The following is a 17,038-nucleotide window of genomic DNA, read 5'->3' as shown; positions in this document are numbered from 1 at the left end:
GGCTCAGCCGCCGCGCAGTTCCCGCTCGGCGGTTCGCAACACCATGAGGAAGCCGCCGCGCACCACTGGCAGGAACAATCGGGTCCACAGCGGCGCGAACACCGGCGCCGCGATCTCGAAGGTGGACGACCAGCGCACCCGGGTGCCCGCCGCATCCGGTTCGAAAACGATGGAGCCCTCCTGATGTCGAAGGGGCGGAACGGAATTCAGCAACCGGTACCGCATCATCCGCGGCGGATCGTATTCCACGATCTCCTCGGTGATCCGCAACAGCGGAGTCACCACCAGCCGCACCGCACCCTCGCCGTTGCCCGCCGTGTGGCCCGGCCGCACCAGGGTGACACGCCGAACCAGCGGAACCCGTTGGTAATTGGTGACATCGGTGAGCCAGTCGAAGACGTCGGGCTGCGGAGCCGCGATCGCGCGCTCAACATCAACCGTGCGCATGCGGGCAGCCTACGCCCGGCGATCTTCCCCGGCGTCGAATCGGCGGCATGGCCGCCGCGGCGGCCTCGCCTCGCCGATTTTGCCTGGTGGCTACCATTGCCGGTATGACCGTCGAGGAGCAGCCGCAGCGCGTGATCCGCCGCCGCCCGAAGAACCGGCGCGCCCAGATCGCCGCCACCTCGGCCGCCGCCTTCGGTTCGCTCGGCTATCACGGCGTGAGCATGGAGGACATCGCCACTCGCCTCGGAATCTCCTCGGCCGCACTGTATCGGCACTACCCGAGCAAATACGCCCTGTTCCGCGAGGAGCTGCTGCGCCTGGCCCGCCTCACCGCCGACGCCGCCACCCCGCCCGACGCCGCCGAGGGGCTGACGCCGCGCGAGCGGCTGGACCGGGTGCTGGACCGGATGATCGCCGAGACCATCGCCAACCGCGCCACCGTCACCCTGGTGCGCTGGGAGCGCCGCTACCTCGACGACGACGACCGTCGCACGCTCGAGGACGATTTCACCGCCGCCCTGGCCGCCCTGCGCGGCCTGATCGGCGACCTGCGGCCCGAACTCGACGGCCACGATCGGGCGGTGCGCGCGGTCAGCCTGCTCAGCGTGATCTCCAGCATCGGCGATCACCACGCCGCCCTGCCCGCGAAATCCCTGACCGCCCTGCTGCATTCGGCCTGCGACGCGATCATCGCCGCCGACCTGCCGCCCGAGGGCGCGGCGCCGGCGCCGGTGCGCGAGGTGGAGATCCCGCAGTCGTTCAAACACGAACTGCTGCTGAAGAAGGCGGTCGAGCTGTTCCACGACCGCGGCTACCCGAACGTCAGCGTGGAGGACATCGCCGCCGCCGCGGACCTGTCGGCGGCCTCGGCGGTCTACCGCTACTACCGCAGCAAGGGCGATCTGCTGGCCGCGGCCTTCCGCCGGGCCGCGGATCGGGTGTCGGGCGCGATCGGCCCGGCCGTCGCCGCCTCGGCGACCCCGGCCGAGGCGCTGCGCACACTGGTGAATCTGTATGTGGCGGGTTCCTTCGCCGAACGCGAACTGACCTTCGTCTACTACGCCGAATTCGGCCATGTGACGGCCGAGGAACGCACCATGCTGCGCAATGTGCAGCGCCTCATCGTGACCGAATGGGTGCGCTTATTGGTGGCGGTCCGCCCCGAACTGTCCGACGGCGAGGCCCGCATTCTGGTGCAGGCCGCGTTCGGACTGGTGGTGGACCTGGGCCGGGAGTTCGGCGGGCACCCGTCGATCTGCCCGCAGCCCAGGGTGATCCGCCTGATGGAAACTACCCTGTTTGGATGGCCTGCACGGGCGTGAACGGCGCGTAATCGCGCACGTGTCCGTTGTCCCACTCCCACAGCGAGATCGGATCGACGGCCACGCCGCTCTGCAGAATGAGCCGCCAGCCACCATCCTCCCGCTGCCAGATATCGCCATCTCGATCCCAATAGAGGCCGATGATGTGCGGCTCGACCCCGGTGCGATTGTCAACGGCAGCACTCCTGCTCATGGCATTCCTCTCGTGGCTACCCGTCAGCGAATATCGAAAAGGATATTTGCGAAACATTCGCCAATGCAGGAAGCGACGACCGCGAGTTGCGCGAATACGATCGGAACGTGTTGTCGAATAGCGGAATTACCGCGCATTGACCGGGGCCGTCAGGACCGGAGGGTCCTGACGGCCGCGGCAACCTCGCGTACCGCTAGTTGTTCAGCGGCGGGAAGGTGAAGGAGGAGCCGGTGCCCAGCGCCTTCGCCAAGTTTTCCAGCCAGCCGTTGACTGCACTACCGCTCAGCATGGTCTGCTCCTAATGAACGGGGGCCGCCGCACCGCCACCCGGCTGGACGACCGAGGTGGAGGAACCGGAGCCCAACAGGTGGACGAGGGCCTGCAGAAGGTCGTTGGCGCCACTGCCACTCAACATGTTTGATCCTTTCGAACGTGAATTCGTGCCGCGCGAATTACTTCGCGTGATCGCTCTTGAGCTTGGGTCCCTTGGGGTTGTAGCTCGTGGTGGAACCACTGCCGAGGAACTTCAGCACCTGCGAGATGATGGAGCCGATGTCGACGGTGGGGCCGCCGCCGGTGGGCGGAGGAGTGGTGGTCATGGTGATTCCCTTTCTTTCACGACGCGGACAGACCCCCTCGATTTCTGGGTGATTCTCGGGACCGCCGCACGGGGTCGAACGACCCCGGGTCTTGGATGCGGCCGAGCCGCAGCGCTTTCGGCGCCGGCGCTACTCGGGCTCTACCGCCATGGCTTGGACCAGCGAGGCCGGTCGCATATCGGTCCAGTGGGCCTCGACGTAGTCCAGGCAGCTCTGGCGCAGCGCCGGCCCGTGGGCGACGTTCCAGCCGCCGGGGATGGCGGCGAACACCGGCCACAGCGAATGCTGGGCCTCCTCGTTGACGAGCACGTAGAACTGGGCGTTTTCGTCGTCGAACGGATTGCTCATTCGGGTTGCCTTTCTAGATCCGGGGAGCGACGGCGTTCAGCACCCGGGCGATCCGCACGAGCGCGTCGGGCGAGGTCATCCGCCAGTGGGTGGTCGGCACGGCATGGTTTTCGAGAACGCCGTCGATGGCGTCGGTCCAGCCGGCGACGCCGACGGCGCCGCTCGGATCGTCCAGCGCGGCATGGAAATACAGCAGGTCGCCCTTGAAGCGGCGCGGCCGGTAAGCGCCGATGAGCGGGAACGCGGCGGCGGCGCCGGCGAGGATCCGGGCGATCCGGTCCGCGCCGATTTCGGCTTCCACGTCGATCAGTCCCGGCACCTCGCCCAGCAGTTCGGTCACCGGGACCGCGTCCTCGGCGTCGACCTCGCTGTCGAGCGAGCTGTCCAGCATGGCGAGGGTCGCGACCTCCTGGCCCTCGTCCTGCAACCGCACCGCCATGGCGTGGGCCAGCACACCGCCCAGCGACCAGCCGAGCAGGTGGTAGGGCCCCTCCGGCTGCACCGCGCGGATCTCGCGCACGTAGCGCGCCGCCCACTCCTCGATCGAATCCGGCAGCGGCACATCGGCGGCCAGGGTCGGCGATTGCAGACCGTAGATCGGCCGGTCTTCGTCGAGATGCGCCGCCAGGCCCGCGAAGGACCAGGCGACACCGCCGATCGGGTGGACGCAGAACAGCGGCGCCCCGGTTCCGGCCGGGCGGATCGGCAGCAGCACGCCGAACGCGGCGTCGGTGTCGAAGCCGCCCGGCGCGCCGAGCGCTCCCGCCAGCTCGCCCGGCGTGGAGGCGGTGAAGACCAGCACGACCGGCACTCGCTGCCCGAGCTCCTCACCCAGCCGGGTGGCCAGCCGGACCGCGAGCAGCGAATTGCCGCCGAGCTCGAAGAAGTTGTCGTCCAACCCGATTCGTTCCGCGTCCAGCACCTCGGCGAACACCGCGCAGACGGCGGTCTCCGTCGCGGTCACCGGGGCCCGATAGGTGCGCTGCGCGAATTCCGGTGCGGGCAGCGCGGTCCGATCGACCTTGCCGTTGGCATTGCGCGGCACCGCGTCCAGCGCTATCAGCGCCTCGGGCACCATATAGCTGGGCAGCAGTCCGGTCAGCCGGGCGCGCACCCGTGCCGGATCGGCGCCGGCCGCGGCGAAGTAGCCGACCAGCCGGGCCGTCTCCCCCGTGCCGTCCACGACGACAACCGCATCGCTGATCGCGGGGTCCGAGCGCAGCGCGTGCTCGATCTCGGCCAGTTCGATGCGGTAGCCGCGCACCTTCACCTGGAAGTCGCGGCGTTCCACGAATTCCAGTACGCCGCCCTCGGTTTCGCCGGTGGCGCGGGTCCAGCGCACCAGGTCGCCGGTGCGGTAGAGGCGAGACCCGGCCGGGCCGAACGGATCCGCGACGAACCGCTCCGCCGTGAGGTCGGGGCGGGCGTGGTAGCCGCGGGCCAGCTGCGCTCCGCTGAGGTAGAGCTCGCCGGTGACGCCGACCGGCACCGGCCGCAGCCGGTCGTCGAGAACGAACACCCGCGAACCCGCCTCCGGGGTGCCGATGGGCACCACGGCCTGGTGGATCTCGGTGTCGGTGCGGAAACGGGTGACCGACACCGCGGCCTCGGTCGGCCCGTACAGGTTGTCGATGCGCGCGGCCGTCGCCGTCTTCGCGCGCCGCAGGGTCTGCGCGGGCAGCGCCTCGCCGATCACCAGCAATCGGCGCAACGAGGCCGGCAGTGCCGCCCCGGCGACGTCGACCAGCATGGCCAGCAGCGACGGCACCAGGGTGAGCGTGGTGACCGATTCCCGCCGGACCAGCTCCAGCAGTCCCTCCGGATCGTGTTGCGCCCCTTCGGGAGCCAGCACCAGATGCGCGCCGGTGCGCAGCGCCCACCAGAGTTCCCAGATCGACAGATCGAAGGCCGCCGAGGTCATCCACAGCACCGAATCGCTTGCGCCCAGCCGGTATTCGGACTGCATCCAGTCCAGCTGATGCGCGACCGCCGCGTGCGGCACCGTCACGCCCTTGGGCTTGCCGGTCGAACCGGAGGTGAAGATGACGTAGGCGGGATCCCACGGCGAGGACGGCGCCCGCCGCTCCTCGTCGCGAATCGCGTTGCCCGGCAACGACTGATCGTCGGCGCACGCCACGTCGATCACGTTCGTGCGCGACGCCAGCCCGTCCGGCAGCGCCATCCCGCGCGTCCCGGTCAGCACCACCCGCGGTGCGGCCGTTTCCAGCACCATGGCGGTGCGCTCGGCGGGATGGGAGGGATCCAGCGGCACGTACGCGCCGCCAGCCCGCACCACGGCGTACATGGCGACCAGCAGTTCGAGACTGCGTGGCAGCGCCAGCGCCACCAGGCTTTCCGGTCCGACGCCCGCGCCGATCAGCACCCGGGCCAGGCGGTCGACGCGTTCGGCGAAGTCGCGGTAGGTCAGCGACCGTCCCTGCTCGACGACCGCGATGGCGAAGGGTGTGCGCCGCACCTGCGCGTCGAAGGCGTCGAGCAGGCCGGCGACCGGGAAGGCGGGACCGGTGGCGTTCCAATCCCGCAGCAGCCGTGCCGATTCCGCGGGACCCAGAATGTCGACGTCCCCGATCGGGGTGTGCGGATTCGCCAGGACACCCGACAGCAGCCGCACCAGGCGCTCGGCGAAGCCGGCGACGGTGGCCTCCTCGAACAGCGCCGTCGAGTAGGTCATGGTCGCGGTCATCCCGGCCGGGGCGCCGTCGGCGTCGCGGCGGTCGGTGACGATCAGGTGCAGATCGAACTGCGAGACGTCGGTGTCGAATTCGACGGCCGAGACCCCGAGCCCGTCCAGGTCGAGCGCGGCCTGATCCTGGTTGTGGAAGGTGAAGCCGACCTGCACGAGCGGGTGGCGCGCGGTGGAGCGTTCCGGGTTGAGCACTTCGACCAGGCGCTCGAACGGCACGTCCACATTGTCGAACGCGGCCACGTCGCGGGCCCGGACGGTCCGGACCAGCTCGGTGAAGCTCTCGGCGGGGGCCACCTCGGTGCGCAGCACGAGGGTGTTGACGAACATGCCGACCAGATCGTCCAGCGCCGCCTCACCGCGCCCGGCGACCGGGGTGCCGACCGCGATATCGGTCGAACCGGTGAGCCGGGACAGCAGCGCCGCGAAGGCGGCGTGCACGGTCATGAACAGCGTCGCGCCGGCGGTGCGGCCCAATTCCGCGAGAGCGCCGTGGGTTTCGGGGTCGATGGCGAAGTCGACCCGGCGGCCCTCGGTGTCCAGCACGACCGGCCGGGGCCGGTCGGCGGGCACGGTGAGCAGCGGCGGCAGTCCGGCCAGGGTCTCGGTCCAGAACGCCAGCTGACGGGAGACCAGCGAGGTCGGATCGTCCTCGGAGCCCAGCAGTTCGTGCTGCCACACCGCGTAGTCGGAGTACTGCACCGGCAGGGGCGGCCAGGCGGGAGCGGTCCCGGACTTGCGCGCCGCGTAGGCGAGCATGACGTCGCGGGCCAGCGGGGCCAGCGACGAACCGTCGCCGGCGATGTGGTGCATGACGACCACGATGACGTGATCCTCGGGGGCCAGCCGGAACAGCGCCGCCCGCAGCGGCACCGCCGCGGTGACGTCGAAACCCTGTCCGATGAGTTCGGCGACCGCCGCGGTGACCGTCTGCTCGGTGACCGGAATCGGTTCCAGCGCGGGCAGTTCCGCGACCGCGGTGGCGGGCAGCACCACCTGCACCGGACCCGTCGCGGTCTCCGGGTAGACGGTGCGCAGCACCTCGTGGCGGACCACCACGTCGGCGATCGCGGCCCGCAGCGCCGCCACGTCCAGTTCGCCGGTCAGGCGGATCGGGAGCGGGATGTTGTAGGCGGCGGAGTCCGGATCCAGGCGGTTGAGGAACCAGATGCGTTGCTGCGCCAGCGAAACCGGCGCCGGACCGTCCCCGGTGCGCGGCACCAGCGGCGGCCGGGCGGGGGTCCGCTCGACGGCCAGCACGGCGGCGGCCAGCGCCTCGATCCCGGTGTGCTCGAACACGGCGCGTACGGGGATGTGGACGTCGAACGCGGCGGTCAGCCGGGCGGCCAATTGCGTTGCGGTGAGCGAGTTTCCGCCGAGTTCGAAGAAGTCGTCGGCGAGACCCACCCGCTGCGCGTCCTCGAGGCCGAGCACGCCGGCCACCACCTCGGCGACCGTGCGCTCCGCCTCGGTGCGCGGTGCGATGTACTCGGCGGTGCGCAGTTCGGGCTTCGGGAGCGCGCGGCGATCCAGCTTCCCGTTGACGGTCAACGGAATCTGGTCCACCACCACGAGGGCCGACGGAATCATGTAGGACGGCAACCGTTCCGCGGCGCCGTCGCGCACCGCGTCCAGCACCGGGGCGACGCCGGCGTCGGGCACCACGTAGGCCACGATCCGCAGATCGCCCGGCTGGTCCTCGCGCACGATGACCGCGGCCTGCGCGATGCCCGGCTGGGCCAGAACGGCGGCCTCGATCTCGCCGAGCTCGATGCGGAAGCCGCGCACCTGTACCTGATCGTCGGCGCGGCCCAGGTATTCGAGTTCACCGGCGCGGTTCCAGCGCGCCACATCGCCGGAGCGGTACAGCCGCTCGCCCGGCCCGCCGAAGGGGCTGGCCACGAACCGGGCGGCCGACAGGTCCGGGCGGCCCAGATAGCCGCGCGAGAGCTGCGCACCGGCGACGTACAGCTCGCCCGCGACGCCGACCGGCACCGGGCGCAGTCGCTCGTCGAGCACGTACACGTGCAGGCCGGCGATCGCGTGGCCGATCATCGAACCGGTGGCGGCGGCGATGATGCCGGCGTCCAGCGGTCGATGCGACACGTGCACGGTGGTCTCGGTGATGCCGTAGATGTTCACCACCCGCGGATGCGAATCCCCGTGGCGGGCAACCCAGTCCGAGAGGCGGCGCAGTTCGAGGGCCTCGCCGCCGAGGATGAGGTAGCGCAGCGCCAGCGGCGGCAGTGCGTCGGCGGTGGCGTGGCGGTCGGCCTCGGCGAGCTGGTAGAACGCCGACGGCGTCTGGTTGAGCACCGTGACCTGCTCGCGGCGCAGCAGCTCCAGGAACTGCTCCGGCGAGCGGGAAACGTAGTAGTCGACGACGACGAGCTTGCCGCCGTAGAGCAGCGGGCCCCACAGCTCCCACACCGAGAAGTCGAAGGCGTAGGAGTGGAACAGCGTCCACACGTCCTCGGCGTCGAATCCGAACTCGGGAACGATGTTGTCCATGAGCCGCACCACGTTCCGGTGCGCCACGGCCACGCCCTTGGGGCGGCCGGTGGAGCCGGAGGTGTAGATGACGTAGGCGAGGTGGGCGGCACGCAGCGGCGCACGCCGGTCGGCGTCGGTGATCGGCGTGTCCGGCCAGTCCCGCGAATCGTCGTCCAGCCGCACGATGTCCAGGCCCTCGGGCAGCTCCGTCCGCACGGTCGAATCGGTGATCACACTGGTGGGCTTGGCATCCGAGAGCACGTAGGCGAGTCGGTCGGCCGGGGAGGACGGATCCAGCGGCACATAGCCCGCGCCGGCCTTGAGCACGGCCAGCAGGGCGACCACCAGCTCGGCCGAGCGCGGCAGCAGGACCGCGACGAGCGACTCCGGGCCCGCGCCGGTGTCGATCAGCCTGCGCGCCAACCGATTCGCGCGCCGGTCCAGTTCGGCGTAGGTGAGCCGCTCGTCGCCGAAGCACACCGCCACCCGGTGCGCGTGCGCGGTCACCGCGCGATCGAACCGGCTCGACAGCGTGTGGTCGGACTCGCCGGCGTCGATGCCCTGGGCGCCCCACCGTTCGAGGACGTCGCGGCGTTCGTCCGCGTCCATCAGCTCGATGTCGCCGATCGGCGCGGTGGCGTCCGCGGTCACGGCGCGCAGCACGCGGTCCATGCGCGTGGCGAAGGACGCGATGGTCTCGGCGTCGAAAAGGTCGGTGGCGTAGTTCCATTCGATGGCCAGCCGGCCGTCGGCGTCCGGCTGGTCGGAGACGGTCAGCTGGAGGTCGAAGCGCGACACGGGCGCTTCGAAGTCGACGCCCGCCAAGGTCAGGCCGGGCGCCGAGTAGGCCGGCGCGTCGAGGTTCATGTAGGCCAGGGCGACGGTGAACAACGGATTGCGGGCCTGGGTGCGCGGCACGCCGAGCGCGTCCACGACCTGATCGAAGGGCACGGTGGCGTGGTCGAAGGCGGCCAGATCGGCCTCCCGGGTCCGCGCCAGCAGGGCGTCGAAGCCGCGCCCCAGGTCCGGCCGGGTGCGCAACACCAGGGTGTTGACGAACATGCCGACCAGATCGTCGAGGGCGGCGTGGCCGCGGCCCTCGATCGGGGTGCCGATGGCGATGTCGGTGGTCGCCGACAGGCGCGCCAGCAGCACGGTCAGCGCGGCGTGCCACACCATGAACGGGGTGACGTTGTGCGCCACCGCGATTCGCTCGACGGCCGCGGCCAGCTCGGCGTCCACGGTGGTGTGCAGGTACGCGCCGTGCCCGGACGCCACCTCCGGGCGGGGCCGGTCGGTGGGCAGCGGCAGTTCGTCGGGCAGGTCGCGCAGGGTCTGCGACCAGAACGCCAGCTCGCGGTCGCCGACGAGTTCCAGCTTGGCGCGCTGCCACAGGGCGAAGTCGGCGTACTGCACGGGCAGTTCGGTCCACTCCGGTGCGTGCCCGGCCGCCCGCGACAGGTAGGCGGTGATGGTGTCGCGCAGCAGCGGATTCGTCGAGGAGCCGTCGCCGGCTATGTGATGCTGCACCACCAGCAGCACATGACTGTGCTCGGATTCGCGCAGCAGCGCGGCGCGGATCGGCACGGTGGTGGTGACGTCGAAGCCGGTGGCCGCGAAGGCGGCGAGGAAGGCCGGATCGGCGGCGCCGGGACCGGTGTGGATCTCCAGCGGCAGCGGCGCGGTCTCGGCGGGCAGGATCAGCTGGTAGCCGGTGCCGTCCGCGTCGGCGGGGTAGAGGGTGCGCAGCGACTCGTGCCGGCCGACCACGTCGGCGAAGGCCGCCAGCAGCACGCTGGTGTCGATCGCGCCGGTGATCCGGACCGCGGCGGGCAGATTGTAGGCCGCGGATTCGGGGTCCAGCCGGTTGAGCAGCCACATGCGGGTCTGCACCGGGGACAACGGGATTCGCTCCGGGCGCGGCATCCGCCGCAGCGGCAGGCCGGGGCCCGCGGCGACGGCCAGCGCCGCCAACCCCGCTACGGTGGGGGCCTCGAACAGCTGGCGCACACCGAGTTCCGTGCCGAGGGCGGCATTGGCGCGGGCGATCAGGCGCATGCCGAGCAGCGAATTGCCGCCGCGCGTGAAGAAGTCGTCGTCCGCGCCGAGGGTGATGCCGCCGAGCAGCTCCCCGGCGAGTGCGGCGATGGTCGCTTCGGCGCCCGGCGCGGGTTCCCGGTAGGCGACCGTGGCCGCGGTGAATTCGACGGGCGGCAGCGCCGCGCGATCGAGTTTGCCGACGGTGGTGAGCGGCATGGACTCCAGCACCGCCACATGGGCGGGAACCATGTAGGAGGGCAGCTGGGCGCGGGCGTGGGCCAGCACCGCGTCGGAGTCGACCCGGTCGCCGGAGACGTAGCCGACCAGGCAGTCCGCGCCGCCGGTGTCCTTGGCCAGCAGCACCACCGCGTTGGTCACTGCGGGGGCGGACAGCAGGGCGGCCTCGATCTCGCCGAGTTCGATGCGCTGACCGCGCAGCTTGATCTGGAAGTCGTTGCGGCCCATGTACACCAGGTCACCGGCGCGGTTCCAGCGCACCAGGTCGCCGGTGCGGTACATGCGGGTGCCGGGGACGCCGAACGGGTCGGCCACGAACCGGTCGGCGGTCAGCGCGCCGCGGCCCTGATAGCCGCGGGCCAGCTGGGCGCCCGCCAGATACAGTTCGCCGACGACGCCGCTGGGCACCGGGCGCATGCGGGCGTCGAGCACGTAGGCGCGGGTGTTCCAGTTCGGGCGGCCGATGGCCACCTCGAAATCCGGGTCGGCGTCGGAGAATTCGTGGTAGACGGCCGAGATCGCGGCCTCGGTCGGGCCGTAGGCGTTGTGCACGGCGCCGCCGACCAGATCGCGCAGGCGGCCCAGCAGTTCGACGGGCAGCGCCTCGCCGCCGGTGTGCAGGTGGCGGAACGAGCGCAGGGCGTCGCCGTGACCCTCGGCGATCAGCGCGGCCAGCACCGACGGCACGTGCTCGGCGATGGTGACGCCGAATTCGCGCATGAGTCCGGCCAGGTAGTCCAGGTCCAGCGGGCCCGGACGCGGAATCACCAGCGGCGCACCGACCATGGCGGGCAGGAAGCACTCCCACACCGAGACGTCGAAGGCCAGCGGGGCCCGCTGCATGATGCGGTCCGCGCGGGTGACCCCGTAGCGCTCCTCGAGCCAGCGCAGCTGGTTCATGATGGCGCGGTGGCTGGTGGCCACGCCCTTGGGCAGGCCGGTGGAGCCGGACGTGTACAGCACGTAGGCGAGGTTGTCCGGGCGCAGCACGCCGAGGCGGTCCGCGTCGGTGATCGGCGCGTCCGAGAACACCTCCAGCGCACCGGATTCCGCGAGCTCGGCGATGTCGAGCACACGCACGCCCGCCGGCTCGGGCAGTGTCGCACCGCCGACCGACAGCGCCAGGGTGACGTTCGAGGTGCCCAGGACATGGGCGATGCGGTCGGCCGGATGGGAGGGGTCGACCGGCACGTAGGCCGCGCCCGCGGCCACCACGCCATACATTGCCACCACCATGTCGACGCAGCGTTCGGCGGTGACGCCGACCACGGCGTCCGGGCCGACGCCGTGCGCGATCAGCAGGCGGCCCAGGCGGTTGGCCCGCCGGGCCAGTTCCGCCCAGCCGATCCGCTCGCCCTCGAAGACGAGCGCGTCCGCGTCGGGATCCTGGGCGGCACGGGCGTCGAGCAGGCCGGCGAGGGTTTCGGCGGGCAGCGGCCGGGTGGTGGCATTGCGCTCCACCAGCAGCGTGCCGCGTTCGGCGCGCGACATGATCTCCACGTCACCGGCGGTGACGCGGGGGTCGGCGAGCAGCGCCCGCAGCACGCGCTCGAAGGTGTCCTGGAAACCGCCGACGGTGTCGGCGTCGAAAAGGTCGGTGGCGTAGGTGATGTAGACGTCGATGCCGCCGGGCGCGCCGTCGGCGCCGGTGGTCTCCGCCAGCGTCCAGTCGAGATCGAACTGGGTGGCGGTGGCGTCCACGGTGAGCGCCTCGATGGCGAGGCGGTTGAGCTCGATGCTGGGGCGGTGGTGGTTCTGCAGCGTGAGCGTGACCTGGGCCAGGGGCGCATGCGCTTGGGAGCGCACCGGATTCACCGCCTCGACCAGCATCTCGAAGGGCACCACGGCATGGTCGAAGGCGGTCAGGTCGGTGTCGCGGACCTGGGTGAGCAGGTCGCCCAGGGCCGCATCCGGTCGCACCTCGGTGCGCAGCACCAGGGTGTTGACGAACATGCCGACCAGATCGTCGAGCGCCTCGTCGCCGCGGCCGGCGACCGGGGCGCCGATCACGATGTCGGTGCTGCCGGACAGCCGCGCCAGCGTCACCGACAGCGCGGTGTGCAGCACCATGAACGGGGTGACCCGGCGTTCGGCCGCGAAAGCCAGGACGGCCGTGTGCAATTCGGCGTCGAGACGGCCGCTGAAGCCCGCGCCGCGTCCGCTGGCCACGGCGGGCCGGGGACGGTCGGTGGGCAGTGCGAGCACGTCGGGAACGCCGTGCAACCGGCGGGTCCAGTGCGAGAGCTGCTGGGCCAACACCGATTCCGGGTCCTCGGGGCTGCCGAGAGCGGCGCGCTGCCACAGCGCGTAGTCGGCGTACTGCACCGGCAGCGGGGCGAGGTGCGGGGTCTCACCGGCGCAGCGGGCCACGTATGCGGTGGCGATGTCGCGGGTGAGCGGGCCGAAGGACCAGCCGTCAGCGGCGATGTGGTGCACCACCAGGACCAGCAGGTGGGTGCCGGGCTCGTCGGTGAGTTCGAGCAGCCGGATGCGGAAGGGCACCTCGGCGGTGACGTCGAAGGCGGTGCGCGCCACCGATTCCACCAGGCCCGGCAGTTCGGCGGTGGTGACCGGCTCGGGAACCAGGTCGATCAGACGGGTGCCCGCGGGCAGGACGAGCTGGCTGGCTTGGCCGTCGTGCTCAGGGTAGATGGTGCGCAGCGTCTCGTGGCGGTCCACCACGTCGGCGACAGCCGCGGCCATGGCCTCGATATTGAGTGCGCCGCTGAGGCGCAGCGCGAACGGAATGGTGTAGCCGTCGCGAACGTCGAAGCGGTTGAGGAACCACAGCCGCTGCTGGGCGATGGACAGCGGAATGCGCTCGCCGCGTTCCTGTGTGACCACGGGCGGGAGCTCGACCAGTGCCTCGGCGTCGGCGGCGCGGATCCTGGCGGCCAGTCCCGAGACGGTGGCGTCCTCGAACACCGCGCGCAGCGGAATCCGCACGCCGGCGGCCTTGCCCAGGCGGGCCACCAGCTGGGTGGCGATGAGCGAATTGCCGCCCAGGGAGAAGAAGTCGTCGTCCGCGCCGACCCGGGGCACGCCGAGCAATGCGGCGAAGACCTCCGCGACGATCCGCTCCTCGCCGCCGGTGGCCGCGCGGAAGGCGGCGGTGGCGGCGGCCGGGGCGGGCAGCGCGCCGCGGTCCAGCTTGCCGGAGCTGTTGACCGGGAAGGCGTCCAGGGCGATCAGGACCGCGGGCACCATGTAGACCGGTAGTCGCTGCGCCAGTCCGGCTTTCAGCGCCGGCACCGAGATCTCCGCACCGGCGGTGGGGACCAGGTAGGCGACCAGCTGGGCGTCGGCGCCGGAACCGTGCACCACGACCACGGCTTGGGCGACCGCGGGGTGGGCGGTCAGCGCGGCCTCGATCTCGCCGAGTTCGATGCGCAGGCCGCGCAGCTTCACCTGGAAGTCGGTGCGGCCCAGATATTCCAGCTCGCCGTCACGGTTCCACTTCACCAGGTCACCGGTGCGGTACATCCGCTCGGAAGTGCCGAACGGGTTGGCCACGAAGCGATCCGCCGTCAACTCCGGCCGCGCCACATAGCCGACGGCCAGCTGATCACCGGCCAGGTACAGCTCGCCCGCGACACCGACCGGGACCGGTCGCAAACGCGAATCGAGCACGTAGAGACGGGTATTGAAGGTCGGGCGGCCGATCGGCACGGCGTCGACGTCGGTGTCGGTGACGCGGTGGTAGGCCACCTCGACGGCGGCCTCGGTCGGGCCGTACAGGTTGTGCAGCTCCGCACCGGTGAGCTCACGCAGACGGTGCGCGGGCTTGGCGGACAGCGCCTCACCGGAGGCGAAGACGATCCGCAGCGAGGTGCAGTGCGCGGCGGCCTCCTCGGCCACGAACACGGTCAGCATGGACGGCACGAAATGCGCGACCGTAATGCCCTCGCGGGCAATGAGTTCGGCGAGATACGCCGGATCGGTGTGCCCGTCGGGCTTGGCGATCACCAGGCGCGCGCCGATCTGCAAGGGCAGGAAGAACTCCGGGACCGAGACGTCGAACGTCATCGGGGTCTTCTGCAGCACGACGTCGGCGGCGGTCAGGCCGTGCGCCGCCCGACCCCACACCAGGCGGTTGACGATGGCGGCGTGGCTGACGGCGACGCCCTTGGGGCGGCCGGTGGAGCCGGAGGTGAAGATGACGTAGGCGGTGTTGGAATCCCGCAGCGGCGCCACGCGATCCGCGTCGGTGAGGGGTGCGTCGGGCACGCCGGTGAGGTCGAGCAGGTCGATCCGCACCTGGGCGGTGTCCAGCAGCAGGTCCGTGCCGGAGGTCAGCACGGTGACCGGGTCGGCGGTGTCGAGGATGTACTCGAGGCGGTCGGCCGGGTGGTCCGGATCCAGCGGCAGGTATCCCGCACCGGCGGCGGAGACCGCGTACATGCCGATCAGCAGGTCCAGCGACCGGCGCATGCCCAGGGCGACAAGCGATTCCGGGCCGACGCCCTCGCTGATCAGCCAGCGGGCCAGCCGGTGGACGCGGCTCGCGAACTCGGCGTAGGTCAGACTCGCACCCTCGAAGGTGAGGGCGATCGCGTCGGGTGTGCGGGCGGCCTGCTGTTCGAACAGTGCGATGAGGGTCTTGGCGTCGCCGGCGGATTCCGGGGCCAGGCCCAGTGCCGCGTCGACATCGAAAGCGGTGTCGTTCCAGGTATCGACGACGAGTGCGCGCTGGTCGTCGCCGAGGATGTCGATCTCGCCGACCGGCACGGTGCCATCCGCGGCCACGGCCGCCAGCAGGCGGCCGAACTGCTCGGTGAGCGCGGCCGCGGTGGCGGCGTCGAACATCTCGGTGGCGTAGCGCAGGTTGCCGGTCAGTCCGGCGCCGTCGCCGAGTTCACCGACCACCAGGTGCAGATCGAATTTCACCGTCGGGTCGTCGATCTCGACCGGGGTGACCGACAGCTCGGGCAGGGCGAAAGCGCCGGCGCCACCGCTCATCCGGGCATCATTGAACGACAGCATGACCTGCGCCAGCGGGGGCGCACCCGTGGTGCGGTCGACGTCCAGCGCGTCCACGATGCGCTCGAAGGGCAGCTCGGCATGGGCGAAGGCGGCCAGATCGGCCGCGCGCACCCGGCCCAGCAGCTCGGTGAACGGCCGGTCGGCGTCCACCCGGGTGCGCAGCACCAGGGTGTTGACGAACATGCCGATGAGAGCGTCGAGTTCGCGGTCGCCCCGGCCGCCGATCGGGGACGCCACCGGGATGTCGGCGGCGCCCGAGACGCGGGCCAGCAGGGCCGCGAAGGCGGCGTGCACGACCATGAACAGGGTGACGCCGTGCGCCCGGGCCAGCTCGCGCAGTCCGGCGGCCACGGCGTCGTCGACCGAGAACGGCACGGCCGCACCGGCATTGGTGGCGACGGCGGGGCGCGGGCGATCGGCCGGCAGGGCCAGCTGCGGCGGCAGGCCCGCCAGGGTCTCACGCCAGAACTCGAGCTGCTGGTGGGCGAGGCTGCCGGGCTGCTCGGCGTCGCCGAGCAGTTCGTGCTGCCAGAGGCTGTAGTCGGCGTACTGCACGGCCAGGGGCTCCCAGCCGGGCTCCTGGCCCGCGACCCGGGCCAGATAGGAGCGCATCAGGTCGCCGATGAGCGGTGACAGCGACAGCGCGTCGGCGGCGATGTGGTGCACGACCACCGCCAGCACGTATTCGGGGGTGTCGCCGTCCTCGTCGGCCAGGAAAAGGCCGATGCGCGACGGCAGTTCGCGGGTCACGTCGAAACCGGCGGCCGCGAAGGCGGCGACGGTGCCGGGCAGGTCGGCGGCGGGAACCAGGATCGGGTTCAGGCTCAGGCCGACGTCGGCGATGTCCAGGATCTCCTGGTACGGGCCGGATTCCGAATCGGGGTAGACGGTGCGCAGCGACTCGTGGCGGCCCAGCACATCCAGTGCGGCCTGCTCGAGCTCGGCGATGCGCAGCTGTCCGGTCAGGCGCAGCACGATCGGGAGGTTGTAGACGCTGTGCTCGCCGTCCTCGGCCTCGAGGCGGTTGAGGAACCACAGGCGCTGCTGGGCGGGCGAGAGCGGAATGCGTTGCGGGCGCGGGCGCGCGGCCAGCCGGGGCCGGGCCGCATCGGGATTGGCGGCGGCCAGCAGCGCGGCGAGACCCTCGACCGAGGACGCCTCGAACAGCAGCCGCACGGGGACGCGGGCGTCGAGCTCCGCGCCGATGCGAGAGGTCACGCGGGCCGCGTCGAGCGAGCTGCCGCCGAGCGCGAAGAAATCGTCGTCCAGGCCGACGCGCTCCAGCTCGAGCACCTCGGCGAACACTCCCGCCACCAGATGCTGGGCAGGATCGACCGGTTCACGAAAGGCCCTGGCGCGCAGCTGGGGAACGGGCAGCGCCTTGCGGTCGAGCTTGCCGCTGGAATTGAGCGGCAGCTCGGGCAGGACCAGCAGCGCGGTCGGCACCATGTAGGACGGCAGCAACCGGGTCAGGCCCGCCCGCAGGGCCTCCGGGTCCGGGTCGGCGCCCGGGGCCGCCACCACGTAGCCGGCCAGGTAGTCGCCGGAGTCGGCGTCGACGAGGCGCACGGCGGCCTGAGACACCTCCGGGGCCAGCAGCAGCGCGCTCTCGATCTCGGCGAGTTCGATGCGCTGGCCGCGGAACTTGATCTGGAAGTCGAGGCGCTCGAGG

6 protein-coding genes (1 of these 6 running past the window's edge) are annotated in these 17,038 nt (G+C 71.4%); 1 reads left to right on the top strand and 5 read right to left on the bottom strand.

The genetic code is table 11. The features are described from left to right. Nucleotides 1–3: 3 nt before the first annotated feature. A complete protein-coding gene (locus tag D7D52_RS07080; RefSeq protein ID WP_120735587.1) occupies nucleotides 4–447 on the bottom strand; it encodes an SRPBCC family protein in 444 nt (147 codons plus the stop codon). A 104-nt stretch (nucleotides 448–551) separates the two neighbouring features. Here D7D52_RS07080 and D7D52_RS07075 point away from each other — a divergent pair, with 104 nt between their 5' ends. Further along, complete coding sequence (locus D7D52_RS07075; RefSeq protein ID WP_120735586.1) at nucleotides 552–1,769, top strand: TetR/AcrR family transcriptional regulator; 1,218 nt, start codon at nucleotides 552–554, stop codon at nucleotides 1,767–1,769. Here D7D52_RS07075 and D7D52_RS07070 read toward each other — a convergent pair. From D7D52_RS07070 to D7D52_RS07060, 4 genes are all read right to left on the bottom strand, one after another. After that, nucleotides 1,738–1,962, bottom strand: a complete 225-nt coding sequence (locus D7D52_RS07070) for a hypothetical protein (RefSeq protein WP_120735585.1) — start codon at nucleotides 1,960–1,962, stop codon at nucleotides 1,738–1,740. The two genes, D7D52_RS07075 and D7D52_RS07070, sit on opposite strands and share 32 nt — an antisense overlap. 452 nt (nucleotides 1,963–2,414) lie before the next feature. Further along, nucleotides 2,415–2,561 carry a hypothetical protein gene (locus D7D52_RS37595; RefSeq protein WP_162958191.1) on the bottom strand — a complete coding sequence of 49 codons (147 nt, stop codon included), beginning with the start codon at nucleotides 2,559–2,561 and terminating at the stop codon, nucleotides 2,415–2,417. Nucleotides 2,562–2,690: 129 nt separating this feature from the next. Further along, nucleotides 2,691–2,909 carry an MbtH family protein gene (locus D7D52_RS07065; protein WP_120735584.1) on the bottom strand — a complete coding sequence of 73 codons (219 nt, stop codon included), beginning with the start codon at nucleotides 2,907–2,909 and terminating at the stop codon, nucleotides 2,691–2,693. 13 nt (nucleotides 2,910–2,922) lie between these two features. Further along, nucleotides 2,923–17,038 carry the 3' portion of a non-ribosomal peptide synthetase gene (locus D7D52_RS07060; protein WP_120735583.1) on the bottom strand. Its footprint extends 4,796 nt past the window's final position, so only the last 14,116 of its 18,912 coding nucleotides appear in the window; the start codon falls outside the window, past its right edge; its stop codon occupies nucleotides 2,923–2,925.

Source organism: Nocardia yunnanensis (assembly GCF_003626895.1).
GTDB classification, from domain to species: Bacteria; Actinomycetota; Actinomycetes; order Mycobacteriales; family Mycobacteriaceae; genus Nocardia; species Nocardia yunnanensis.
This window is presented reverse-complemented; position numbering and strand designations above follow the sequence as displayed.